The sequence below is a fragment of the Roseibium denhamense genome (genome assembly GCF_009711415.1).
Classification (GTDB): domain Bacteria; phylum Pseudomonadota; class Alphaproteobacteria; order Rhizobiales; family Stappiaceae; genus Roseibium; species Roseibium denhamense.
In genome coordinates this window covers 202,555-226,934 of record NZ_SMLZ01000114.1, presented here as the reverse complement: position 1 = coordinate 226,934, position 24,380 = coordinate 202,555, and the positions used below count along the sequence as shown (strand labels likewise).

General features: G+C 56.5%; 19 protein-coding genes. 13 read left to right on the top strand and 6 right to left on the bottom strand.

Annotation, left to right across the window (positions count from 1 at the left end):
• Positions 1-109 precede the first annotated feature (109 nt).
• Both E1180_RS18610 and E1180_RS18605 read left to right on the top strand, forming a co-directional pair.
• A complete protein-coding gene (locus E1180_RS18610; RefSeq protein WP_155193507.1) occupies positions 110-757 on the top strand; it encodes an SGNH/GDSL hydrolase family protein in 648 nt (215 codons plus the stop codon).
• A 161-nt stretch (positions 758-918) separates the two neighbouring features.
• Positions 919-1,698, top strand: a complete 780-nt coding sequence (locus E1180_RS18605) for a hypothetical protein (protein ID WP_155193506.1) — start codon at positions 919-921, stop codon at positions 1,696-1,698.
• Between the two features lie 27 nt (positions 1,699-1,725).
• Here the strand turns inward: E1180_RS18605 and E1180_RS18600 are convergent, their stop codons facing one another.
• On the bottom strand, positions 1,726-1,989 hold the full coding sequence (locus tag E1180_RS18600; RefSeq protein WP_155193505.1) for a DUF1674 domain-containing protein: 264 nt from the start codon (positions 1,987-1,989) through the stop codon (positions 1,726-1,728).
• Between the two features lie 143 nt (positions 1,990-2,132).
• Between E1180_RS18600 and htpX the strand changes: the two genes are divergently transcribed.
• The 5 genes from htpX (at position 2,133) to E1180_RS18575 (ending at position 10,563) form a co-directional block, all read left to right on the top strand.
• A complete protein-coding gene (gene htpX, locus E1180_RS18595) occupies positions 2,133-3,089 on the top strand; it encodes a zinc metalloprotease HtpX (RefSeq protein ID WP_155193504.1) in 957 nt (318 codons plus the stop codon).
• A 144-nt stretch (positions 3,090-3,233) separates the two neighbouring features.
• A complete protein-coding gene (locus E1180_RS18590) occupies positions 3,234-4,613 on the top strand; it encodes an RsmB/NOP family class I SAM-dependent RNA methyltransferase (RefSeq protein ID WP_208997240.1) in 1,380 nt (459 codons plus the stop codon).
• A gap of 209 nt (positions 4,614-4,822) precedes the next feature.
• Positions 4,823-6,499 carry a heparinase II/III family protein gene (locus E1180_RS18585; protein WP_155193601.1) on the top strand — a complete coding sequence of 559 codons (1,677 nt, stop codon included), beginning with the start codon at positions 4,823-4,825 and terminating at the stop codon, positions 6,497-6,499.
• Positions 6,500-6,582: 83 nt separating this feature from the next.
• Positions 6,583-8,199 carry a bifunctional phosphoribosylaminoimidazolecarboxamide formyltransferase/IMP cyclohydrolase gene (gene purH / locus E1180_RS18580; RefSeq protein WP_155193502.1) on the top strand — a complete coding sequence of 539 codons (1,617 nt, stop codon included), beginning with the start codon at positions 6,583-6,585 and terminating at the stop codon, positions 8,197-8,199.
• A 252-nt stretch (positions 8,200-8,451) separates the two neighbouring features.
• Complete coding sequence (locus E1180_RS18575; RefSeq protein ID WP_208997238.1) at positions 8,452-10,563, top strand: methyl-accepting chemotaxis protein; 2,112 nt, start codon at positions 8,452-8,454, stop codon at positions 10,561-10,563.
• 39 nt (positions 10,564-10,602) lie between these two features.
• Here E1180_RS18575 and E1180_RS18570 read toward each other — a convergent pair whose 3' ends face one another.
• Both E1180_RS18570 and E1180_RS18565 read right to left on the bottom strand, forming a co-directional pair.
• On the bottom strand, positions 10,603-11,985 hold the full coding sequence (locus E1180_RS18570) for an MFS transporter (protein ID WP_155193501.1): 1,383 nt from the start codon (positions 11,983-11,985) through the stop codon (positions 10,603-10,605).
• 156 nt (positions 11,986-12,141) lie between these two features.
• Positions 12,142-16,956, bottom strand: a complete 4,815-nt coding sequence (locus tag E1180_RS18565; protein ID WP_155193500.1) for an NAD-glutamate dehydrogenase — start codon at positions 16,954-16,956, stop codon at positions 12,142-12,144.
• A 94-nt stretch (positions 16,957-17,050) separates the two neighbouring features.
• On the opposite strand from E1180_RS18565, the gene E1180_RS18560 reads away from it, so the two are divergent.
• The 3 genes from E1180_RS18560 to leuD all read left to right on the top strand — a co-directional run bounded on the left by E1180_RS18560 (position 17,051) and on the right by leuD (position 19,317).
• The gene (locus E1180_RS18560; RefSeq protein WP_155193499.1) at positions 17,051-17,617 is read left to right on the top strand and encodes a peroxidase-related enzyme; all 567 of its coding nucleotides are present in this window, start codon (positions 17,051-17,053) and stop codon (positions 17,615-17,617) included.
• Positions 17,618-17,712: 95 nt separating this feature from the next.
• Positions 17,713-18,663, top strand: a complete 951-nt coding sequence (gene argC / locus E1180_RS18555) for an N-acetyl-gamma-glutamyl-phosphate reductase (RefSeq protein ID WP_155193497.1) — start codon at positions 17,713-17,715, stop codon at positions 18,661-18,663.
• Positions 18,664-18,711: 48 nt separating this feature from the next.
• Entirely contained in the window at positions 18,712-19,317 is a 606-nt protein-coding gene (gene leuD, locus E1180_RS18550) for a 3-isopropylmalate dehydratase small subunit (protein WP_155193495.1), read from the top strand.
• 201 nt (positions 19,318-19,518) lie between these two features.
• Here the strand turns inward: leuD and E1180_RS18545 are convergent, their stop codons facing one another.
• Both E1180_RS18545 and E1180_RS18540 read right to left on the bottom strand, forming a co-directional pair.
• Complete coding sequence (locus E1180_RS18545; RefSeq protein ID WP_155193493.1) at positions 19,519-20,016, bottom strand: Crp/Fnr family transcriptional regulator; 498 nt, start codon at positions 20,014-20,016, stop codon at positions 19,519-19,521.
• A 48-nt stretch (positions 20,017-20,064) separates the two neighbouring features.
• Positions 20,065-20,748, bottom strand: coding sequence for a response regulator transcription factor (locus E1180_RS18540; RefSeq protein ID WP_155193492.1), 684 nt, complete (start codon positions 20,746-20,748; stop codon positions 20,065-20,067).
• A 191-nt stretch (positions 20,749-20,939) separates the two neighbouring features.
• Between E1180_RS18540 and E1180_RS18535 the strand changes: the two genes are divergently transcribed.
• Entirely contained in the window at positions 20,940-21,479 is a 540-nt protein-coding gene (locus E1180_RS18535; protein WP_208997236.1) for a L,D-transpeptidase family protein, read from the top strand.
• A gap of 34 nt (positions 21,480-21,513) precedes the next feature.
• Here E1180_RS18535 and E1180_RS18530 read toward each other — a convergent pair whose 3' ends face one another.
• A complete protein-coding gene (locus E1180_RS18530) occupies positions 21,514-21,972 on the bottom strand; it encodes a hypothetical protein (protein ID WP_155193490.1) in 459 nt (152 codons plus the stop codon).
• 213 nt (positions 21,973-22,185) lie between these two features.
• On the opposite strand from E1180_RS18530, the gene dapF reads away from it, so the two are divergent.
• Together dapF and mtaB are read left to right on the top strand one after the other, a co-directional pair.
• Positions 22,186-23,097, top strand: a complete 912-nt coding sequence (dapF, locus tag E1180_RS18525) for a diaminopimelate epimerase (RefSeq protein ID WP_155193488.1) — start codon at positions 22,186-22,188, stop codon at positions 23,095-23,097.
• The gene (gene mtaB / locus E1180_RS18520) at positions 23,094-24,362 is read left to right on the top strand and encodes a tRNA (N(6)-L-threonylcarbamoyladenosine(37)-C(2))-methylthiotransferase MtaB (RefSeq protein ID WP_155193486.1); all 1,269 of its coding nucleotides are present in this window, start codon (positions 23,094-23,096) and stop codon (positions 24,360-24,362) included. Before dapF ends, mtaB begins: the two co-directional genes overlap by 4 nt.
• The last annotated feature ends 18 nt before the right edge of the window (positions 24,363-24,380 follow it).

Genomic DNA, 24,380 nt, shown 5'->3' with positions numbered 1-24,380 from the left:
ACCTTTGTAAATGCTGACGGCGGCCTTGGTGGGCATCAAGTCAATTGAGCCGAATAGCGCCTTGGTCTACTTTCCCTATCAATTACTTATTCGACCTGCGGGGGGCCTGATGGCAAACGAGCCGGTAAATGTCGTTTGTTTCGGCGATTCTTTGACCTGGGGTTTTAATCCAAGAGACAAATCCCGCTATGGCCACGATGTGCGCTGGACACGGCTGCTGCAGAAGGAATTGGGGCCGGGCCACTATGTCATTGAAGAGGGGTTGAACGGCCGGACGACCGTGTTCGAGGACCCTGTGCGCGGAGACAAATGCGGCTTGTCCCATCTGATGACGATCCGCAAGACACATATGCCGATTGACATCCTGATCCTCATGCTTGGGTCCAACGATCTTCAGGACCGGTTTGGCCTTAGCGCGGAGGCAATCGGCCTGGCCATGGCCCGCTTGCTTCATGCCGCATCTCTGCCAACCGATAATGTGGAAGGAAGAGCGCCCAAGCTGCTCTTGATGGCACCACCGCCCCTCGGAGATTTCACCGGAAAGGAATATGCAGGCGTTTACTCAAATGCGCATGGCGGGGTGCAATCAAAGCGTTTGGCCGCTGTCTACCGGCAACAGGCGCAGGTTTATGGTGCTGCTTTTTTCGATACCGGAACCGTGATCGCGGCCAGCGACATTGATGCCATTCATTTCGACGCAAAGCCGCAAAAGGACTTGGCTACAGCGATCGCAGAAGAAGTTCGCAGGCTGACCTGATCAAGTATGGATATTCCCACTTGGTTGTTTGTTTAATTTCAAAACCATTAAATTGTGCTGGCCGTCACAACGGTGCATGCGATTGAACCCTAAATCTGTCTTCCGCGGAGTGGTCATTTGTCACTCGCGTGCCATGCATTGGAGTTCAGGAGATCGCGGCTATGAGCGATATGGATGATGTTTTTTCAAGTGTTTCATTAGAGGAAATTCTAGAGAATACCGACCCAGAAGACTTGTTTAAGGAAGAGTATTTTTCTTCCAAACCAAAAGAGGAACTGGAAGGCTTTGTTTTCACTGCCGAACATTTGAGTTTGCTTCGAAATGCCAGATTTACCTGGGATGACTTGGAAAATGGAGCGCCGAAAATCCTTGCCGACAGGCCATTTGGTTACGAGAATCCGCTTGCGGCCATGACAGAATTTTTTGGCCAGGAAACGCTGGAAGGCCAAGCACATGCTTATGGCCGCCTGGAGCTGGCGATGAATTTTTTTCTAGATAACGGCGAATTAAAACCAGGATTTTACCCGCTTAAAAATATGCCGCCAGAACAACTTCTCATCAATTTCGAAGATATCGAGTTTGAGGGAAACATGATTGATCTGGGTATTAATGAGGACGGAACAATCACCGTCGATGAAGACAGTCTGAAGATCATCCGGAACATGCGGTTTTCTTGGGACAGCTTTGATAATATGGAGGATGGCCTGGATGAATTTGAATGGCCTGTCCCCCTTGTCAATGGCAAACGGCCTTATCTGGAATCCAGTTACCCGGAAACGGACATCTATGAAATACTAACCGGTGAAGAGCCCGGCTACTCCGAATCAGGAGCGCCTGTTTTCACGCTCATAGAGGAAGACATCCTGACAAGACTGCATCTGCGGACGCTGCCGGTCATGCAGGTGTTTTTTGAGCACGCAACACTTCGGACCAGTTCTTGAGCGTGCCGACCTGCCAAGAAATGCTCTCTAAAAATCGACCGTCAATCCCTTGATTTCCCAATCATCATAACGGGTTGGCTCCAGACCACCGCGGCCATCGACTTCCTTTTCCATCGAATTGTGGCGGTCATCTATTTCCTTGCGGCGGGCCTCCGCTTCCTTCAATGCGCGCTGCGCGGCAGGTGGGAGGTCCTCGAAGTTTTTTTTCGGAACCTCTGCAGGGTCGCTCTTTAACGAAGGCGCTTCGGCCGAAGTATAGTGGGGTGTTGTCACGTCTTTGCTGTCGGTCATGGGTCCGCTGTCAGGCAAAATTCAAAACTTTGACGCTATATAGGGTGAGCTTGCCAAGAATGGCAGTCATACCCATCTCAGGGAAGAGGTTTTTGTGGGGCCGCAGCGGTCCCGCTTCTTCAAACGAACGGAACCAACCAGCTATGAACTACATTCGGACAGCCATGTTGCTGGCGGCCATGACCGCTTTGTTCATGGGGATCGGATTTATGATTGGCGGCCAGTCAGGCATGATGATTGCCTTGGCGATCGCGGCGGCCATGAACCTGTTCAGCTATTGGAATGCGGACAAGATGGTCCTGCGCATGCATCATGCAAAGGAGGTCGATGAACGGTCCGCTCCGGATTTTTACCGCATGGTCCAGCGCCTGGCCCAGAATGCTGACCTGCCGATGCCGAAGGTCTACATCATCAACAATCCGCAGCCGAATGCCTTTGCAACCGGCCGGAACCCGCAAAACGCGGCCGTTGCGGCAACGACGGGCTTGCTTGATATGCTGACCCCGGAGGAAGTTGCCGGTGTCATGGCACACGAGCTGGCGCATGTGAAAAATCATGACACATTGATCATGACCATCACCGCGACGATTGCCGGTGCGATTTCCATGCTGGCCAATTTTGCCTTTTTCTTCGGGGGCAACCGGAACAATCCGCTGGGTTTCGTGGGGGTTATCCTGATGATGATCGTCGCCCCGATGGCGGCCATGATTGTTCAAATGGCAATCTCCCGGACGCGGGAATATGCAGCTGACCGGATGGGCGCCCAGATTTGCGGTGAGCCAATGTGGCTGGCGTCCGCTCTGGCCAAAATCTCCGGAGGCGTTGCGCGGATCCACAATCCGGATGCGGAAGCCAACCCAGCAACAGCGCACATGTTCATCATGAACCCGCTGTCCGGGGAGCGTATGGACAATCTGTTCTCAACGCATCCGAACACGCAAAACCGGATCGACGAGCTCCGGAAGCTCGCGCAATCCGGAATGGGAACCGGTGGCGGCAGCTCTTTTTCTCAAACACAGGCGGCTTCCAGCGGTCCATGGGGCGGGCAGCCGCGTCCGTCAGCCCGTCAGCCGGAAAGGCCGAAAGGTCCTTGGGGCTAGGCCATTTGGGCCGCGGACAAAAAGCTTTGCCACGGCGGTCTCTAGGTTTAGACTGCCAAAAATTCGCGCCGCAGCCGGTCACCCGGTCTGCGGCGCTCGGTTTTCAGTGCACAGCTGACTGATGTCCCGACGAAGGATCCCCTTTTGAGCAAGCCGCCGTTTAAGACCAAAAACAAGAAAACCGGACCAGAGCCTCAGGAAACGCGGGACAAGCCTGGCTTTGCGGCCCGCAAAGTGGCTGCCGACATACTCGGAAATGTGGTGCACAAAAAACGCCCGCTGGATGGGGAGCTTGATGTCGCTTCCGGGCATTCGGGGTTTCAAGCACTGGCCGGTAACGATCGCGCGCTTGTACGGGCAATTGTCGGCGCAGCGCTACGCCATCGCGGCGAGATCGCCGAAGTACTGAACCGGCTTCTGGATCGCGATATCCCGGAAAAGACGGGGCGTATCCTTGATATCCTGCATGTGGCGATTGCTCAGATGCTGTTTTTGGATATTCCCGACCGGGCTTCTGTTTCGCTTGCCGTTGATCACGCGGGCACCGACCGGCGAGCAAAACCCTACAAAGGCCTTGTGAATGGTGTGCTCAGGAGGCTGGGCCGTGAGCACGACGAGATTGTTGCAGATCTCGATCCCCTGCTCTTGAACACGCCGGACTGGCTCATGGAAAGCTGGACCACCGCTTATGGCGCGGAAACCGCCCGGAAAATCGCTGCCGCTCATGCCGATGGAGCGGCGCTCGATCTTACTGTAAAATCCGATCCCGAAACTTGGGCGGAGCGGCTGGACGGCCAGGTGGTCGGTTTTGGCAGTGTGCGGCTGCCGCGCAAAACGGTTGTTGAGACGCTGGAGGGGTTTGAAGCGGGAGACTGGTGGGTTCAAGACGCTGCCGCAGCTCTGCCTGCCCGGCTTCTTGGGGACATCAGCGGCAAAAAAGTTGCCGATCTATGCGCTGCTCCTGGAGGAAAAACAGCTCAATTGGCGGTAGCCGGGGCAGAGGTGACGGCCGTGGACATTTCGAGCGGCCGGCTTAAGCGTCTGTCTCAGAATATGGACCGGCTTGGCCTTTCCGTCGTCACAGTGACATCGGATCTGCGGTCTTATGAGCCGGAAGAGCTTTTTGATGCGGTGCTTCTGGATGCACCCTGCAGTGCGACCGGGACAATTCGGAGGCATCCGGACGTTCCGTGGATTAAGAAACCTTACGATATTGAAAAACTGACGGAAATTCAGTCTTCGCTGCTTGATCGTGCTATCGATTGGGTGAAGCCGGGCGGCATGATCATTTATTGCACATGTTCTTTGGAAGCGGCCGAAGGCGAGGCCCAAGCGGGCGCATTTCTTGCCCGTCATGAGGGCAAGGTGGCCCTGAAGCCTGTCGCCGCCGCTGAAATTGGCGGTCTCGATATGTGTGTCACACGGGATGGATATCTTCGGTGTTTGCCGGGCCATCCGGTGACCCTTGATGGCGAAACGATTGGCATGGATGGATTTTTTGCCGCGCGCTTTGTCCGGTCTTAACGCGGCATAAACCGTTCCATTGCAATGATTCTCTAAATGAAATGCTAACCTTAATGGTTCGTTTCCGCTGTTTTTGAACGGAGAAATCCCATAATCGCACGGATACCCTCAAAGCCGGGGGTGGTTTGGTGAATATAACAGCCTTGTCCGAAAGAGGCCGCATCTGGCGTCTGGTGGCACTGTATATTTGGCAACGCACCCTGAAATGGATGCATGGCGGACCCATTTTCCGCTTGCAGCCGTTTTCGGCCGTGCCGTCGCGACTGCTGATTGCGCCTCAGGATCTGCGGACCGCCGATGCGACCAATGCGGGCGATATCTATGGCGGACGGTTTCTGTTTTCAGGACATCTGGTTGAAACGCAGGGCCGGTCGCCGTTTGAACTCAATGCGGTGCACCCGGACTGGCAACGCCAACTGCATGGTTTCGGCTGGTTGCGGGACTTGCGGGCGGCCGACAGCCAGATCGCCCGCCAAAACGCCCGTGCCCTTGTAGAGGACTGGATCCGCTATTGCGGCAAGCGCCACCCTGTCGGGTGGGAGGCGCCGGTGGTTACCCGCCGAATCTTGTCATGGCTGGCGCATTCGCCCTTCATTCTCCAGGACGGCGAACATGATTTCTACCACGCCTTCATCAAGTCATTGGCCCGGCAAGTCCGCTTCCTGCGCCAGACGATCAATGAGACGAATGACGGGGTAGAGCGGCTGCAGGCGGCGCTGGCCATAGCTTCCGCCTGCATCTCCATGGCAGGGCAAGGCCGGTTTGCGCGTCAAAGCATCCGCCGTCTTGATCAGGAGCTGATGCGACAGATCCTGCCGGATGGCGGGCATGTGTCGCGCAATCCGAAGGCCATTATCGAGATCATGGCCGACCTTTTGCCGGTCCGTCAGGCCTTTGTCGCCCAAGGGCTCGAGATCCCGCAAGGAATGGTCGAATCCGTCGACAGGATGATGCCTTTGCTGCGCTTTTTCCGCCATGGCGACGGCGCTCTTGCCCATTTCAACGGCATGGGCTCAACACCAAGCGACCTGATCGCGACCATTCTGGCCTATGATGACGCGCGCGGCGCTCCGCCGAGCAACGCGCCCCACTCCGGCTACCAGCGCCTTACCGGCGGCGACAGTGTTGTTGTGATGGATACCGGCAGTGTGCCCGAGCTCACTCTGTCCGGCGATGCGCATGCTGGCTGTCTGTCTTTCGAGTTTTCTTCCGGAGCGCACCGCATTGTGGTCAATTGTGGCGTCTCCGCGAAATCAAATGCCATATGGCGCAAGGTGAGCCGGTCAACCGCTGCGCATTCCACATTGACGGTCGACGACACGTCCTCGTGCCGGTTTCTCGCAGAAAAGCCTTTCGGCCACTTCCTTGGTGCGCCCATTATCTCCGGTCCGACCCGCGTAGCCCTCGACCGGGAAGATGATCCTGCCGGGTCCCGTGTATCCGCATCGCACAATGGGTATGCGCCCGAATTTGGTATCAACCATGCCCGGGAGTTGCGGCTTGCCGCTGATGGAACCGTTCTGGACGGGATCGATTTGCTTGAGCTGGAAGGCGCCGTCGACCCAGACCTTTCCTTTGCGATCCGTTTCCATCTTCACCCGGCCACCCGTGCATCGGTTATAAGAGGCGGGACGGCAGTCCTTTTGGTGTGCCGGGATGGCGAAGCATGGGAGTTCGATGCGCCAGGCCTCGAACTGTCGCTTGAGGAAAGCATCTACTTGTCGGATGTCTATGGGCACCGCAAGACCGAGCAGATCGTGATTGCCGGTCTGGTTCAGGAGATTCCGTCGGTTACCTGGCAGTTCCGCAAAACGGCCACCGCTAAACTAAGCCGCCGAGGGACAAGCGATTTTGACGAAATCGGCGAACTGCCTTTAGAAGACTGACGCCAGAACCTTCCGATTTCCGCCAAGACGTGATAGGGCGACGCCACATTTCCCGGATCGATCCCAATTGCGAGGCAGAAGTCATGGCCATTGTGTCCAAAGCCGTTCCCGTTCCCGAACTGGTTCCTGTAAAACGCGCCCTATTGTCTGTCTTTGACAAAACCGGCCTGGTTCCGTTTGCGAAGGCCTTAAGCGAGCGGGGCGTTGAGCTGGTTTCGACGGGGGGGTCCTATAAGGCTTTGAAAGAGGCCGGGCTGACTGTGCTCGACATTTCCGAAGTGACGCACTTTCCTGAAATCATGGACGGGCGTGTCAAGACGCTGCACCCGAACGTTCATGGCGGTCTTCTTGCTATCCGGGACGATGCGGATCACGCAGCGGCAATGTCTGCGCACGGAATTACCGGGATCGACTTGTTTTGCGGCAATCTTTACCCGTTCGAGGAGGTTGTTGCGTCTGGTGCGGATTACGCCACGGGGATCGAAAACATAGACATTGGCGGGCCCGCCATGACCCGTGCCGCCGCCAAGAACCATGCCTATGTGACCGTCGTGACCGATCCGGCGGATTATGACACAGTCATTGGTGAACTCGACGCCAATGGCGGTCAATCGCCGATTGCGCTTCGTAAAGAGCTCGCATTGAAAGCATTTGCCCGTACGGCTGCCTATGATGCGGCCGTCTCCAATTGGCTGGCGGACCAGCTTAACGAGGCGACCCCATCGCACCGGGCCGTTGGCGGCCAGCTTGCTGAAGTCATGCGCTACGGTGAAAACCCGCACCAGACCGCGGGCTTTTACAAGACCGGTGAAAACCGGCCCGGAGTGGCGACGGCGACGCAACTTCAGGGCAAAACGCTTTCCTACAACAACATCAATGACACGGATGCGGCCTTCGAGCTGGTCAGCGAATTCGATCCTGAGCGCACAAGTGCGGTCGCAATCATCAAACACGCCAATCCATGCGGCGTTGCAGAAGGGGCCAGCCTGCGCGAAGCCTATGAAAAGGCTCTGCGCTGCGATCCGGTGTCTGCGTTCGGTGGCATTGTCGCCTTGAACCAGAAGCTGGATGCTGCTGCGGCCGAAGAGATCGTGAAGATCTTTACCGAGGTTATTATTGCCCCTGATGCGGATGATGCAGCCAAGGAGATTATTGCTGCCAAGAAGAACCTGCGCCTTCTGGTCACGGGCGGTCTTGCCGATGCACGGGCCAAAGGCTTGTTTGTCAAATCGGTTGCCGGCGGGCTTTTGGTGCAATCCCGGGACAATGGGGTGGTAGATGACCTTGATCTGAAGGTTGTGACCAAACGCGCTCCAAGCGACCAGGAACTTGCGGATCTGAAATTTGCATTCCGTGTTGCAAAGCATGTCAAATCAAACGCAATTGTTTATGCCAAGGACGGGGCAACGGTCGGGGTTGGCGCCGGTCAGATGAGCAGGGTTGATTCAGCGCGCATTGCCGCTCGGAAAGCACTCGATGCAACCGAAGCCGCCAGCCTCAAGGAACCACTGACAAAAGGCTGTGTTGTTGCATCCGATGCGTTTTTCCCTTTTGCCGACGGCCTTTTATCCGCGGCAGAAGCTGGTGCCACAGCGGTTATTCAACCTGGCGGCTCCATGCGCGATGAAGATGTGATTGCTGCGGCGGACGATGCAGGTCTTGCAATGGTCATGACGGGTATGCGTCATTTCCGTCATTAGGAGTGTCTGTACAGACACCAGACCTTTTTCCGGTCCGGCAGCCATGCCGGACCGTTTTTATTTGAAATTTTTTTAAAACATGCGGCATCCTGCGTGCCCATTTAAAAGCGCCACCCGTTTTACTGTCATAAGTACTGATATACGTCTTCTGAATGCATAAAATTTGAAGGGCTTGTTAACGGAACTTCGATAGCGTGAGGCAAGCCAGAACAGGTACCCACCTGTCTTCATTGATAATTTCGGAGCGCATCGGTGTTCAAAAAAGCCAAAGTTACAACAAAGCTTATCGGCGTAAGTGCGGCGACCCTGACGGTGGCGCTGGTCATCGGGATCAGCTTCATTGGTTGGCAAGCATCCAAGATCACGCAAGAACTTGCGCGTTCAGAGGCGGAAACAGTCGCCCGGGAGCAGGCCGAGTTCGTTCAACGCGGCCTCGAGAAGGGCCTGAAATCGGCTCAGGCGCTGTCCAGCGCCCTGGGCGGAATGAAAAACGCCAGCGTTACAGACCGTGAAGCCTGGAGCGCGGTTGTTGAAAATATCGCTCTTGAGAACAAAGATTTGTCTGGCGCATGGGGCGTCATTGTAGAAGATCAGCTGGACGGAAAAGACGAACAGTTTGTCGGCAACGAAAGATGGGGCGACAAAGGCGAATGGCGTCCATACTATTTCCGGAAAGCAGATGGAACATTAGCGTACCGGTCCATTGAGGCAATCGATGTCGGCAATATGAACGATGCTAGCCAGCTATGGTTCAATGGGGCGTTTGTTTCCGGCAAAGACTACATGACAGAGCCTTACAGCTGGGAAGCCGATGGAAAGACTGTCACTGGGGTGTCGTTTAGTATTCCGATCCGGCACAAAAATGAAGTTATTGGCGTAGCTGGCGGCGACATTCTTTTGACGCCGCTTTCGGATGTTCTGGGCCAGCAGAAACCATTGGATACGGGGTCAGTTCATCTTCTGTCACAAAATGGCGTTTGGATTGCACACACAGACCCTGCGGTTCTTGGAAAAGAGTGGGCCGAAGGAAGCCAGGAAACTGACTTGGCGTATAAAGACCAGCTTCTCGCTGCTGTGCAAGAAGGACGGCCCTTCGAGTATACCGGTTATTCTGCGACGCTTGGAGAGCCAGTTCAACGGATCGTCATGCCGGTTGCTGTTGAGGGAACCGATGCGAAACTGGCTGTAGTTGTCAATGTGCCGGTGTCCACCCTGCAGGCGGCTTCAACACAGATCCTGACACTCACAATCGCTGTGGGTATTGCTTTGTTGCTGGTCGTGGCTCTGTCGATCTATATGGTTGGGAACGCGATCGTGCGGCGTCCACTGGAGCGGGCCGTTAGAAGCATCCAGGCCCTTATCGACCGCCGTTATGAAGAGCCGATCCACGATACGGATCGTGAGGACGAAATCGGCGAAATCAGCAAGGCGCTTGAAGTCTTCCGTGAGAAGTCCAAACAGGCAGAAGCTCTTGCAGCTGAGCAGGAAGAAGCCCAGCGGCTGCAGCTTGCCCGCGCAGAGCAGATTAGCGAATTGTCTCAGAATTTTGATCGTCAGATTTCCGAATTGACTGGGACGGTCATGAGCCAGGTGCAGGACTTGAATGCAGCCTCTGTTACGCTGACCGCAGGTGCGGATGACACAAGCGACAAGAGCACGGCCGTGGCTGCGGCTTCCGAAGAAGCGTCTTCCAATGTCGAGACGGTTGCTTCTGCTGCCGAGGAGCTGCTTGCCTCCGTCGGCGAGATCACCCGGCAAATGCAGCAATCGACAGAAATTGCGGGCCATGCGGTGGACCAGGCGCAATCGACAAATGCCAAGATGGAAGGTCTTGCGGATGCGGCCAACCGGATCAGCGAGGTCTTGAAACTGATCACGGATATCGCTGAGCAAACGAACCTTTTGGCCCTGAACGCAACGATTGAAGCGGCACGGGCCGGGGAAGCCGGCAAGGGTTTTGCCGTCGTTGCTGCGGAAGTTAAGGAACTTGCCAATCAGACCGCAAAAGCGACCGAGGAAATCTCGCTGCAGATCCAGTCGGTTCAGACCGAAACAGCAGGTTCTGTCGAAGCGATCAAAGGCATTTCCAAGACGATCGAACGGATGAACGAAATTTCCGAAAGTATCCAGGATTCGGTCGAGCAGCAGGGTATGGCAACCAATGAAATTGCCCGGAACATCCAGGAAGCGTCCAACGGCACCCAGGAAGTTGCCCAAAACATCGTGAAAGTGGCGGCCTCTGCCGACGAGACCGGAACAGCCGCCCGTCAGGTCAGCGCATCCGCCAATGTTCTGCAATCGGAGGCCGACCGTCTCAAGCAGGAAGTCGAAGGCTTCCTTGTCGGTGTCCGGGACGTGGCCTGACCGCCGACCGACACTCAAACGGTTTCAAAGCGCTGGGCGTCACCGCCCGGCGCTTTTTTCTTTGACTGTCATTAGCAGCATCAGCCCGAGGCCAAAGAAAATGAGAACGACAGACATGCCCGCAGGCTGGCTGCTAGTCAGCGATGTGACGAGGCCGACGGCGAGCGGCGCCAAGAAGCTGGTGACCTTTCCTGACAATGCCAGAAGCCCGAAATACTGAGTGACTTGATTTGGCGGAGCCAGACGGATGAGCAGGCTTCGGCAGGAGGCCTGCAATGGGCCGGCAACGGCTCCGATAATTGCACCGAGGACGATGAACATCTGCTCTGGCAGGGAGCCGAACAATACGCCCTCCTCACCAGGCGGTGTTTCAATGACAAACAGGATCGTCGTTTTGTCGATCGAAATCATCCCGAGCCCGGATATCATCAGAACGATAAGGCAGAAGATGATGATGAGTTTGGCGCCGAAGCGATCATCGAGCCGTCCGCTCAGCAACAGTCCGAGTGTTCCGGTGATCGTAAGGATTATTCCGAAGGTGCCGATTTGGATCGACCCCCAGCCGAGCTGCCCGGCGGCGTAGATGCCGCCAAAGGCAAAAAGCGCGACCAGTCCGTCATTGTAAATCATGTTGGCGATCAAGAAGCGGAACACGTTCTTGTTGGCCCGCGCATGGGTCAGATTGGTCTTCAGATCGTTGAGGCCAGTGCGTAGTGCCTCGCCGAACCGGCTTCTTTTGGGAGCGTCCGGCACAAAAAGAAGCATGGGCAGAAGAAATACCACATACCAGATGGCTGAAAACGGCCCGACCGCGCGGTCTCCCTCCAAAGTGGTGGGGTCGAGACCCAGGACGGGCGTGAACCCAAGCAGCGTTTTGCCGGTTTCCGGACTGGCCGCAAAGAAGCCAAGTGCGATCACAAGCGTTGTCAGGCCGCTGGCATAACCAAGTGCCCAGCCAAGGCCAGATAGCCGGCCGATCCGGGCCGGGGGGACTAGGCTAGGCATCATGGCGTTGTTGAAAACCGTTGCGATTTCAATGGCCACGGTTCCGACCGCAAAGGCTATGAGAGCTATGAGAACGCCATTTTGTGCGCCTGGAGCGGCATACCAGAATGCCCAGCAGCAGATCACGAACGGAACCGAACAGACGAGGATCCAGGCTTTCCGGCGCCCGGTGGCATCTGCAACAGACCCAAGGATGGGTGCCAGAAGTGCGATACACAATCCTGCAGCGGCCGTCGCATATCCCCAAAGCGACTGCCCCTCGGCCGGCGTTGCTGCCAGCACTGAGGAGAAGTAGGGCGCGAAGACAAACGTCGTAATCAGGGTGAAAAACGGCTGGGCTGCCCAATCGAAGAAGGCCCATGAGAAAACGGCAAGCCGTCCGGAATAGACTGGCATACGATCAGCGTCTGTTGCCATGAGGCCAGCCTCTCTTTAAGGAACCATTGGGTGTCTGCCCGCGTTCCGGAGCTCGCGGGCAGTGTGGTAATGCCGCCGCGTCTTGGTGCGCATTCGGCCGGTTTCTTGTGGTGGTGTACCGCCGTAGCCCGTGGATCGGGCGGTACATTCACCTCCTTAATCGTGTGACCCGCTGATCTCGGCAAGCAAACTGGCTGCAACCGAAAACTTGGAGACGCTCAGTCCGCCGTCCATGATTTCAGCAATTGCCCTTTGCGTGCGTGAAATGATCTTTGCGTGTTTTTCGGACCAGATTTCAAAGCCGCCGCATTTAATGGCATCGACGGATACGGCGCGGTGCGCGGCCACCAGCGTTGCCCGTGCCCGGTCCAGTGCAAGCCCGTCATAATAGTCCTGAACATCGAGTTCGCCTGCGAGTTCATGCATTGCGCCAATCCGGAAACCATGGGCGACCTCAAAGAATGCCTTGGCAGCAGTCTCCAGATTTGCGTCCGTTTCTTCCGCGATTATGACGATATCCGGGATTGCGCTTTCTGCCGGAAGCCACGCAATTCTTTTGGCGAGCGCTTCTGGTACGCCCGCGATGGCGTAGGCTTCTGCCTTGCCGTTCAGAAATGCCGATTGTTCCTCCGGCAGGATTGTATCCAGCTGATCTCTAAGTGCCGTAATTCCGGTCTGGAAGCGCTCCACAACGGCGGACAGGCCGCTTTCAAACGAAGCATTCCGTTTGAACCAGACCACACGCTCCAGCAGCAATGTCTGGATTTCCGTGTAGAGTTCCAACTGCATGGCTCCGTCAATCTTGGTGTCCAGGGCATCGATCTCAGCATTTAGATCGGTCAAGTCAAAGCTGTTGCGGACGGCAACAAATCCTTGAGCGATTTCGGTTGGAGTGGCGCCGGTCTGGTCCATGAGGCGGGTCAGGAAGGTTGCTCCACCCCGGTTGATCATCGAGTTTGCCAGCATCGTTGCGATGATTTCCCGGCGGAGGCGGTGACCATTGATTTCGTCCGCGTAGGACGCGGCCATCTGATCCGGGAAATAGCGGAAGAGTTCGCGGTTCAGATAAGGATCATCCGGAACGGTGCTTTCCAGCAGCGAGTCGAACAGCGTGATTTTAGCGTAAGCCAGCAACACACCCAGCTCGGCGCGCGTCAGAAGTTGTCCGGCCTTGCGCATGTCGTCCAGTTTGGCTTCATCCGGCAGCTGCTCCACCACGCGATCCAGGTGCCCTTCTTGCTCCAGTTGGCGCATCATCCGGACTTGATAGCCAAAGTCCTCCATGCCGCGAAGGTGGGTCATGGAGATCGCCAGCGTTTGGAGATAGTTGTTCCGCAGGACAAGGTCGGCGACCTCATCCGTCATTTCGGCAAGCAGTTCATTGCGGTCCGCAATCGTCAGTTTGCCGGACTTTACCGCTGCGCCCAGCGCAATCTTGATGTTGACCTCCATATCCGACGAATTGACACCGGCGGAGTTGTCGATTGCATCGGAGTTGCTGCACCCGCCCTTCTTGTTGAATTCGATCCGGGCCAGCTGCGTGAGGCCTAGATTTGCACCCTCCCCGATCACTTTCGCTCCGACTTCAGGCGCAGTGATGCGGATCGGGTCGTTTGCGCGGTCTCCGGCATCGGCATCCGTTTCGGTTGTCGCGCGGATGTAGGTGCCGATGCCGCCGAACCAGAGGAGGTCGACGTTCATTTTCAAGATGGCCGTCATGACCTCCTGCGGCGTGGCGCTGGGCTTTTGCAGATCCAGTAAGTCCCGGATTTCCTGTGACAGCGAAATGGATTTCAGCTGCCGGGGGAAGACGCCCCCGCCCTTGGAAATCAGATCGGTGTTGTAGTCCTTCCAGGATGACCGGCCGAGGTCGAACAGGCGCTTGCGCTCGTCCCAGGTCTTGGCCGGGTCGGGATCGGGATCAATGAAAATGTCCCGGTGATCGAACGCCGCAACCAGCCTCGTTGCTTTCGACAAGAGCATGCCGTTTCCGAAAACATCGCCGGACATATCGCCGACGCCGGCGGCCGTGAACGGTTCGGTCTGGATGTCCCGGTTCATTTCCCGGAAGTGCCGTTTGACCGCTTCCCAGGCGCCACGGGCGGTAATGCCCATTTTCTTGTGGTCATAACCGGCGGACCCTCCAGAGGCGAACGCATCGCCAAGCCAGAAATTCCGGCTCTCCGATATTCCGTTGGCCGTATCTGAGAAGGTCGCCGTTCCCTTATCGGCGGCGACGACAAGATAAGGATCATCTCCGTCGAACCGCTGAACCCGCTCCGGCGCCAGGATCTGATCTTCTTCAAGGTTGTCGGTGACATCCAAAAGCGCGTTGATGAAGATTTTGTAGCTTTCCGTTCCTTCCGTGAACCAGGCGTCCCGGTCCGTCATCGGCGGAAGCTGCTTTGGAACAAAGCCACCCTTTGCGCCAACGGGAACGATCACCGCGTTCTTGACTTGCTGGGCTTTCACCAACCCCAGCACTTCCGTCCGGAAGTCTTGCGGCCGGTCAGACCAGCGCAATCCGCCGCGCGCGACCATGCCGAACCTCAAATGAACCCCTTCCACCCGCGGGCTATAGACGAAGATTTCGCGGAATGGGCGGGGTGCCGGCAGATCGACAATGCTCCTGCTGTCGATCTTGAAGGCAAATGTGGGTTTGGGCAGGCCCTTGTCGCTCAACTGGTAGAAGTTGGTGCGGAGAATGGACTCGATCGCATTCTGGAACCGGCGCAGAATCCGGTCGTCATCAAGGCTCGCGACTTCATCCAGTGAGGCTGTGATTTCTCCCTCGAACCGGTCCGTTCCCTGGCTCCGGTCTTCTTCAGTCACGTCCGGATTGAAGCGCAGGCGGAACAGCTCAACCAGTTTGGCCGTGATGGCTGGATAGTTGTTCAATGTGTTCCACATGTAGTCTTCGGAAAAGCGTATGCCCGCCTGCCGCAGATATTTGGACAGGGACCGGACAACAGCAATGTCCCGCCAGGCGAGATCTGCGGTCAGGACAAGACGGTTGTACCCGTCATCTTCGGCCTGACCTGTCCAGACCGCCATGAACATGCTTTCCAAGCGGGTTTGAAGAGGGCCGGTGAACTCGATGTCATTGCCAGACCGGGCCTCGAGTGTCATTTCGTGTAGATAGGAAAGCGGCGCGTCCGCCGGGGTAATCCGGTAGGTCCGCTCGTTGATGACCTTGAAGCCCATGTTTTCCAGGAGCGGCACGCGCGCGGACAGGGGAATTGGCGACCCGCGGTGATAGACCTTCAGCTGAAGCCTGTTAGCCGATGTTCCTTCACCCCTGTGGAATGTGATCGTGGTGTCGTGCGTGTCGGAAAGCGTTTCAAGCTGGACGATATCGAACAGCGCCGACTGTGCGTTGTAGACTTCCTTGTAGCCGCCATGAAACGACAGCGCATACCGGTCGGCGAGCTTACGGGCCTGGGCTGCCGCAAACTCGTTCTTCAAGGCATCGCGGACGCTGTCCGACCAGGTTCTCACCATATCTGCGACGGCTGTTTCCAGCTCGTCCTGGTCCGGTGCCGGTGTCTCTCCCTTGTCCCTTCCGATGATGTAATGAACCCGGGCCAACGGTCCTTCTGGATAGGTCACATACCAGGCGGACAAGCGGCCCTCGAAAATCGAGGCGAGATAAGTCCCGACATTCAGGCGGACTTCCGTCGTGTACCGGTCACGGGGGACAAACACCATGATCGAGACATACCGGTCGAACTTGTCTGCGCGCGCCAGGACACGGATCCGAGGCCTTTCATCCAGTTGAAGGATGGCAATTGCAAACTCGTATAGTTTCTCGCGGTCGATCTGAAAGAGTTCGTCCCTTGGAAAGGCTTCGAGCACGTTTTTGAGCGCGCGTCCGGAATGGCTCTCAGAATCATAGCCTGCACGTGCAAGTACACTTGCCACCTTGCGGCGCAGGAACGGAATTGTGTTCGTGGGCTCTGTATAGGCGGTTGAGGCGAACAGGCCGACAATGCGCAATTCACCAGCGAGTCTGCCGTCATCGTCATAGAGCTTGGCGCCCACATAATCCATGTGCACCCGGCGGTGAACCGTGCTCTTTACGTTGGCTTTCGCAATAATCAGCGGTTCGGGCTTCTTTAGGAATTCCCGGATTTCCGGAGTGATCTGCACAAACTCGGAGCCGCGGCGCAGAACGCGCACGTCCGGGTCGGACAACAATCCAAGCCCGGTCCCTTCATGTGGCGATAGCTCGCCTTCCTCTACGCCGCCATCAAAGGTGTATTCGCGCATGCCGAGGAAAATGAAGTTGTCGTTCTCCATCCATTCAAGGAAGTGGATAGCCTCCCACAGCTCGTCGCTGGAGCCGGGAATTTGCGTTGTTTTGTAGGTGTCGATTGCTTCGGCCAGCCGTTCCTGCATCGGCTTGAAGTCGTCGACCACAGACCGGACATTTTTTAAAACCCTGTCGAGTCGGTTTGTCAGCGCCTGGCGATCATCGTCGGATTCAATACGCGTCACATGGATGTGGATGACGCTTTCCTGCCGGTCCTTGCGCTTGGGCGGCTTCTTTCGGGCAACGGCTGACAGAAGTTTGCCGCCGCTGTCACGCTCCACAATGAAGATGGGATGAAGAACCAGATGAACTTCGAGCTTGCTGTCCTGGAGCTCGTCCATAACCGAATCGACCAGAAACGGCATGTTGTCATTCACAACTTCGATGACGGTTAGGTTTCTCGCCTTCGTACCCTTCGCCTTGAAGGCCGGATCCACAAGACTGACCCGGTGGGTCCCGAGATCGTGGGTCTGGAAATCCTGCCAGGCTTCCCGTGCGAACCCTTGCAGCTCTTCGGCCGAATAAAGGACCAGATCCTCGGCAGCGGCGCGGTCGTAAAAGGCAGCCGCGAAATCTGCGAGAGCCGGATCATCTTCGGCAAGGCTTGCGTGGACCGCGTCGATGAGTTGTTTTTTCTCGACGTCGTATTTGTCCGGCATGGTCATCCCCCGAGGCGGTTTATGGTTTGGCTCTGTCGCGTGGTAGTCTTTTGTAGAATAGCGACATCATTGGTTTCATGACGGGAGGAACAAATTGTCAAGCAAAGTCACAGCCTTGCAAATCGATTCAAATGAAAAATTGAGTGAAAAGACCCAGGCATATTTCGATTTGTGCAAGGAAAAGCTCGGTTTGGTGCCGAATGTGCTCAAGGCTTATGCCTTCGATGAGGTCAAGCTGCGCGCCTTCACGGATATGTATAATGACCTGATGCTGGCTGAATGCGGACTGTCGAAACTAGAGCGCGAGATGATTGCCGTTGCGGTTTCGGCGGCGAACCGCTGTTTTTATTGCCTGACAGCTCACGGGGCCGCTGTACGTGATCTTTCAGGCGACCCAGTTCAGGGCGAACTCATGGTCATGAATTACCGGGTGGCCGACTTGAGTGCACGCCAGCGGGCGATGCTGGATTTTGCGGTCAAACTGACCGAGCGCCCGGCGGAAATTCTTGAAGAAGACCGCCAGCTGTTGCGTGATGCCGGTTTTTCGGACCGGGACATTTGGGACATTGCATCTGTTGCCGCCTTCTTCAACATGACCAACCGGGTGGCGGCTGCGACCGATATGCGTCCGAATGATGAGTATCACTCAATGGCGCGTTGAGCTCACCGCAGTGCCGGAAGCGGTGACAAGGCGGGTATTTGGGTGTAAGAAGCGTCGCACTTTCAAACACTCGCACATGAGGAGAGGAGCGGGCCATGACCGCGCGCGTATTTATTGATGGTGAAGCCGGTACGACGGGTCTGCAGATCCGTGAGCGCCTTGCCATGCGCCGCGACATCGAGCTGCTCTCCATTCCGGACGAGTTGCGCAAGGATGCGTCTGCCCGCGCAGATTATCTCAACAAGGCCGATGTTGCGATCCTGTGCTTGCCGGATGCGGCCGCCAAAGAGAGCGTCGCCTTGATTGAGAACGACACCACAAGGGTGATCGATGCCTCCAGTGCCCACCGGGTCTCGGACGGTTGGGCCTATGGTTTTGCCGAAATGGACCCCGATCAGGGTGATGTCATTGCTGCGGCCATGCGGGTTGCCAATCCGGGCTGCTGGCCGCAAGGGCTGATTGCGTCCATCCGGCCGCTGATTGCAGGCGGACTGCTGCCTGCGGACTTCCCGCTCGTGTATCATGGCGTGTCCGGCTACTCCGGCGGCGGAAAAGGCATGATTGCCGACTATGACGCGAAAGGCCATGTGGCAAATGTGCTGGCGCCTTATGGGCTGGGCTTCAATCACAAGCATCTGCCGGAAATGACGGAGTATGGCCTTCTTGACCGAGCTCCGCTGTTCACCCCCACGGTCGGCAACTACTACAAGGGCATGATGACGGTCCTGCCCCTGAATCTCGCCGGCCTGGCAACGGTTCCGGCTGGCGCCCAGCTGCATGCTGCGCTTGCCGACCATTTTGCAGCGGCATCCAACGGTTTTGTTGAAGTGGCTCCACTGGAGGCGCTTGAGCGCTCCGACGGGCTTGATCCGCAGGCGCTCAACGACACGAATGGCTTGCGTCTGCATGTGTTTGCCAATGATGCACGTGCGCAGGCTGTGATCATTGCGGTCTATGACAATTTGGGCAAAGGCGCATCTGGCGCCGCGGTCCAAAATCTCAATTTGATGCTCGGTGTCGATCAGACCACAAGCCTGGCTGCTTAAGCCGCTTGAGGTGGCCGGCAGAGCAATCTGCTTTCAGGAGAGGAAAGAATGGAAAAATTTGAGACGCTGACCGGTGTCGCCGCGCCGTTGCCGATCATCAACATCGACACGGATATGATCATTCCGAAACAGTTCTTGAAGACGATCAAGCGCACAGGTCTTGGAACGGCTCTGTTTCATGAAATGCGGACCAACGATGATGGATCTGAAAACCCGGATTTCGTCCTCAACAAAGCCGCTTACCGGGACGCCAAGATTCTGATCGCGGGTGACAATTTCGGCTGCGGATCCTCTCGTGAGCACGCTCCATGGGCGCTCCTTGATTTTGGCATCCGCTGTGTGATTTCGACCTCCTTTGCAGATATCTTTTACAATAACTGTTTCAAGAACGGCATTTTGCCGATCCAGGTTTCGGAAGACGAGCTGGAGACGCTGATGCACGCCTCAGAGCGCGGTGCCAATTTCACACTGACCATCGACCTGGAGAACCAGGAAATCAAAGGCCTGGAAAGCGGTGACATTGCGTTCAAGATTGACCATTTCCGCAAGCATTGCCTGATCAATGGGCTCGACGACATCGGCCAGACCATGGAAAAGGCCGGTCAGATCGATACATTTGAAGGCAAGATGAGCGAAAGCCGTCCCTGGGTGTAAGGCCGGCGTCAGCCTTTGGAAAACACAACCTCGGCGCAATCCGCCGGGGTTTTTTGTTTTTGCGCGTGTCGCATCAATTAGAATTTATCATGTGTCGTCTTTTGCGTTGAAATCATTGATTTCGGACAGTGAAAGACGACACCGATTACATGCGATATGCGCTCGCTCAACAATTAGCAAGATCAGGTATAGCTGCGGGCTTCAGTTTTCGTCTTTGTCGAACCGGGATTCGTTGAGGAGATCGAGTTCGGCCATCTTGGCCCCCAGTGGTTTCAGGCGCGAGACTGTGGCGCGGAAACGGTAGGCATGCTGATCGAAAAGCTGCTGCGCCAAATCGGGGTACTCTGAGATCATCCGTTTGAAAAGCGCGCGGCGGATCCGGATGATCCGCACGCCCTCGAGGGCTTCGGCCCTGCAAGGGCGTTTTGCTTCGATCAGGAGCGCGCTTTCGCCTAGAAGCGTACCCGGCCCGGCCTGGTCGACGTCCTGAAAACCGTCCGGGGTGCGTTGTTTCAAGGCCACGGTGCCTGTGGTGATCACGAGCCCGCCGTCGGCGCGGTCGTCCTGATCGAACAACTGCTGCCCTTTGCTGAAGTCCATGCTTTCGGCACTGAAAGCGAGCAGCCGCAGCTGATCGTCAGAAAAATCCGAGAGCATCGGGACCTGTTTGAGAATCGCAATATCTTGGGCAAGGCTCATGCCCAAGATTTACGCCGAAACGGTGAGGACGCACAAGCACATAAGCGGTTAAGGAACGAGCTTATACCCACCGGCTTCCGTGACCAGAAGCTCTGCATTGGAGGGATCACGCTCGATTTTCTGCCGCAGCCGGTAGATATGGGTTTCCAGGGTGTGTGTGGTGACACCTGAATTGTAACCCCACACTTCGTGCAACAGCACATCCCGGGTCACGGGCTTCTCACCGGCACGGTAAAGAAATTTAAGGATCGAGGTTTCCTTTTCCGTCAGCCGGACCTTGGAACCATTATCTTCTTGCATCACCTTGGCAGCCGGCCGGAACGAGTAGCGTCCGATGGCGAAGGTCGCATCTTCGCTTTGTTCATGCTGGCGCAGATGCGCCCGCACGCGCGCAAGCAGAACTGCGAACTTAAACGGCTTGGTCACATAGTCATTGGCGCCGGCTTCAAGCCCAAGGATTGTGTCGCTGTCGCCGTCGTGGCCGGTCAGCATAATGATTGGCGCCTTGAAGCCGTTTTTCCGCAACAGCTTAACGGCCTCGCGCCCATCAATGTCCGGGAGCCCGACATCCATCAGCAGCAGATCGACGTGTTCTTCCTTGGCCATGGCAATGCCTGTGGCGGCGGTGTCGGCTTGGATGGTTTCAAATTCATCATAAAGCGAGAGCTGCTCGACAAGCGCCTCACGCAGTTCAGTATCATCATCGACAATCAGGATGGTGCGGGCGGTCATATTGTCGGGTCCTCGCCAAATTTCTAAGTGATCACGCGGGTTTGTATAAATTACACAACCACGTTCCGGTTCCTATGTGCGCGGGAAAGTGTCGCCTTACAAGCGGGCCTCCGTCAATTCTTCTTCACGCGGGCTTTAGCGCTGGTTTATCAAGGTCTCCTTGGGCAACAGGCAGGCAAAGGGTCGGTGATATGAGTGGCGGTGGAAAACTGGCGGATATCCTAGAGGTTCATGCACTCGCGCGGGATCGGCGTAAGGGTGTGCTGCACTGCGGCTCGATCACGGTTCCGTGTGCATTGGGCCGGTCCGGCGTGATTGTGCGCAAGAAAGAAGGTGATGGAGCAACGCCGGCCGGGTCCTTCGAACTCATGCACATTTACTACCGGATGGATCGTGGTCCGCGGCCGCGAACCCTGCTCCCGATGGAAGCGATAACGCCGGATCTCGGCTGGTGCGATGATCCGGCGTATGCCCGCTACAACCGCCCGGTCAAGCTGCCCTTTTCCCTAAGTCACGAGAAAATGTGGCGCGATGACCGGTTGTACGACATCGTTGTAGTGCTCGATTGCAATATGTATCCGCCGGTCAAGGGCCAAGGCAGCGCCATCTTCTTTCACATCGCGCGCGAAGACTACCGGCCGACCGAAGGATGTGTGGCCATCGCACCGGATCACATGCGCTTGCTGCTGTCCGTGATCGGACCCGGCGCCGTCATGACCATACGCCCTTGAGGGTAAACGACAGCTGCTCAGGAACCACCGTGCTTCACTTTTGAGGCCGGTAGATCGTGTACGACCCCGAAATCCTGACCGTAAACGGCTCATCGTCATAGATATCGGCTGTGCGGATGTAAAAACTGTTCCTTTGCACATTGTGGCTGCCATTCACGTTGGCTTCCAGAAAGGTGGCGTTGCCGAAGAGATCGACACGCACCAGTATGGCTGTGTGGCGGGGCGCGCCGCGTGTCTTAACCTCCCAGCTACCGTCTTCACGCTCGACGCGGCTGCGAAAGTTCCGGAACTGGAAAACATCGCCCGGGCGGGCGTCGCTTAGCCGGACTTCCCGGCCCCAAATGTAGGTCGCGCCGGGCTTGTGAAAATTCAGGTGCTGGAAACCGTTATTGACGAGCGTCCAGCACTCTCCGTTGCCTTCCACCTGATTGAGCCGTTGCTCGGCAAAGGCGATCAGACGCTGAGACTCTTGTGCGGTAACATCATTGGGCATGATTTCTTTCCTTAAGATGTGCCCCTTGACGCGAGATCTACGGGAAGTTGTCTTGCTGCGATGTAATGCAGGTCACAGCTTTACCCGCTAACCCTACGGCGCGCTGAATCCGTATCGGATCTGGTAATTCGCGATGATTTCAGCCATACAGAGCACAAGACAGGCGCTCCGCGCCGTTTACTCCCAAGAACACCCGAAGAAGTGCACACTGTAATGGCGTCTGACGTCAGACCCTTTTTGAAGATGAACGGCCTTGGCAACGATTTCGTGGTCTGGGATGCGCGGCAGAAGCCGTTGCAGCTGGCCAAGGATCAGATTGCCCAGCTCGGCGATCGCGGACACGGCATCGGTTTTGATCAAATGATCACGGTCGAGCGCTCGGCTTATGGTGTTGACGCCTTCATGCGCATCCACAACTGCGACGGCAGCCAGGTTGACGCGTGCGGCAATGCCACACGCTGTATCGGCCGTTTGCTGATGGAAGAAGCCGGCAAGGATATGGTGACCATCGAGACCAATGCAGGCTTACTCCATGCGTTTGATGCAGATGGCCCGCGCACCGTGACCGTCGATATGGGGGTGCCACGGCTCGAATGGGACCAGATCCCGCTGGCCGAAGAGTTTGCGGATACACGAGCGATTGAGCTGCAGATCGGCCCGATTGACGAACCAATCCTCCATACGCCGGCCGTTGTGAACATGGGGAATCCTCATGCGATTTTCTGGGTCGACGATGTCGAAGCCTACGATCTCGCGCGCGTAGGGCCGCTCCTGGAGCATCATCCGATTTTTCCGGAAGGCGCCAATATTTCGCTGGCCCATGTGTTCGATGAAAATCAAATCCGTTTGAAGGTGTGGGAGCGCGGAGCTGGCTTGACGCTCGCCTGCGGAACGGCGGCGTGCGCGACCGCAGTTGCCGCGGTCCGCGACAACAAGGCAGGCCGGAAGACCACCATTCATCTGCCCGGCGGGCCGATTGACATTGAATGGCGGGAAAGCGACGGACACGTACTGATGACCGGTCTCACCGAGATCGAGTTTGAGGGGGAGGTAGATCTGGCAACCCTCTCCTGGCGGCGGACGGAAGACGGCGATGTGCCGGTGGAAGCGGGTGCGGCATCATGAGCATTGATGTTGTGACGTTCGGCTGCCGCCTGAATTCCTATGAATCCGAGGTAATGAAGCGCGAGGCGGAGGCCGCAGGCCTCAAGGATGCGATCCTGATCAACACGTGTGCCGTGACCAATGAAGCAGTCCGTCAGGCCCGTCAGGCCGTGCGCAAGGCCAAGCGCGACAATCCGGATGCCAAGGTTATTGTCACAGGCTGCGCGGCTCAAACGGAGACGGAAACCTTCTCCAATATGGATGAAGTCGATTTGGTGCTCGGCAACACCGAAAAGCTGGAGCGCAAGTCCTACGCCGATGTCGCTGCCTTTGGCATTTCCGAGACCGAGAAGGTACGCGTCAACGACATCATGAGTGTCGAGGAAACTGCTGGTCACTTGATCGATGGCTTAACCGGCCGGTCGCGCGCTTTCGTTCAGGTTCAGAACGGATGTGATCACCGCTGCACGTTCTGCATCATTCCTTATGGCCGGGGCAATTCGCGCTCCGTGCCGATGGGCGTTGTCATTGATCAAATCACACGTCTGACCGGCAACGGCTACAATGAGATTGTGCTGACTGGTGTCGATATCACCTCCTATGGTGCAGACCTCCCCGGAACACCGAAACTTGGCACTTTGACCGCTAAGATCCTGAACATGGTTCCGGACCTCAAGCGCTTGCGCCTGTCGTCCATTGATTCCATTGAGGCCGATGAGGATCTGATGCAGGTGATTGCAGACGATCACCGTTTGATGCCGCATTTTCATCTGTCGTTGCAGGCGGGTGACGATATGATCCTGAAGCGGATGAAGCGTCGGCACCTTAGAGCCGATACGATCCGTTTCTGCGAAGACGTCCGCAAAATGCGCCCGGATGTGGTCTTTGGTGCCGATATCATTGCTGGCTTTCCGACCGAAACCGAAGAAATGTTCCAAAATTCTCTGCGGATCGTGGATGAGTGCGGCCTCACACATCTTCATGTTTTCCCGTTTTCTCCCCGTCCGGGCACACCGGCCGCGCGCATGCCCCAGCTTGACCGGAGCATCATCAAGGAGCGCGGCGCCCGTTTGCGCGAAAAAGGGGCGCAAGTCCTCGCGCAGCACCTGGCAACGGAAGTTGGTAAGGTCCGGCCCGTTCTCATAGAGAAGGAAGGCCTTGGCCGCACCGAACAGTTCACTCAGGTCGAACTAGCCGGTGGAACGGCTGGAGAGATTGTCGAAACGAGAATTATCGGCCATACCGGACGCCATCTGTTGGGCGAAGCCCTTTCCAAGGCGGCTTGAGCGGCGGCCGAGTTTTTT

Coding starts and splice junctions, on each gene's coding strand:
- E1180_RS18545 (WP_155193493.1), bottom strand. CDS start 20,016: ATGAGCCTTGCCCAAGATATTGCGATTCTCAAACAGGTCCCGATGCTC.
- argC (WP_155193497.1), top strand. CDS start 17,713: ATGACCGCGCGCGTATTTATTGATGGTGAAGCCGGTACGACGGGTCTG.
- E1180_RS18585 (WP_155193601.1), top strand. CDS start 4,823: ATGCATGGCGGACCCATTTTCCGCTTGCAGCCGTTTTCGGCCGTGCCG.
- purH (WP_155193502.1), top strand. CDS start 6,583: ATGGCCATTGTGTCCAAAGCCGTTCCCGTTCCCGAACTGGTTCCTGTA.
- E1180_RS18570 (WP_155193501.1), bottom strand. CDS start 11,985: ATGGCAACAGACGCTGATCGTATGCCAGTCTATTCCGGACGGCTTGCC.
- E1180_RS18600 (WP_155193505.1), bottom strand. CDS start 1,989: ATGACCGACAGCAAAGACGTGACAACACCCCACTATACTTCGGCCGAA.
- E1180_RS18605 (WP_155193506.1), top strand. CDS start 919: ATGAGCGATATGGATGATGTTTTTTCAAGTGTTTCATTAGAGGAAATT.
- E1180_RS18610 (WP_155193507.1), top strand. CDS start 110: ATGGCAAACGAGCCGGTAAATGTCGTTTGTTTCGGCGATTCTTTGACC.
- mtaB (WP_155193486.1), top strand. CDS start 23,094: ATGAGCATTGATGTTGTGACGTTCGGCTGCCGCCTGAATTCCTATGAA.
- dapF (WP_155193488.1), top strand. CDS start 22,186: ATGGCGTCTGACGTCAGACCCTTTTTGAAGATGAACGGCCTTGGCAAC.
- leuD (WP_155193495.1), top strand. CDS start 18,712: ATGGAAAAATTTGAGACGCTGACCGGTGTCGCCGCGCCGTTGCCGATC.
- E1180_RS18565 (WP_155193500.1), bottom strand. CDS start 16,956: ATGCCGGACAAATACGACGTCGAGAAAAAACAACTCATCGACGCGGTC.
- E1180_RS18540 (WP_155193492.1), bottom strand. CDS start 20,748: ATGACCGCCCGCACCATCCTGATTGTCGATGATGATACTGAACTGCGT.
- htpX (WP_155193504.1), top strand. CDS start 2,133: ATGAACTACATTCGGACAGCCATGTTGCTGGCGGCCATGACCGCTTTG.
- E1180_RS18530 (WP_155193490.1), bottom strand. CDS start 21,972: ATGCCCAATGATGTTACCGCACAAGAGTCTCAGCGTCTGATCGCCTTT.
- E1180_RS18535 (WP_208997236.1), top strand. CDS start 20,940: ATGAGTGGCGGTGGAAAACTGGCGGATATCCTAGAGGTTCATGCACTC.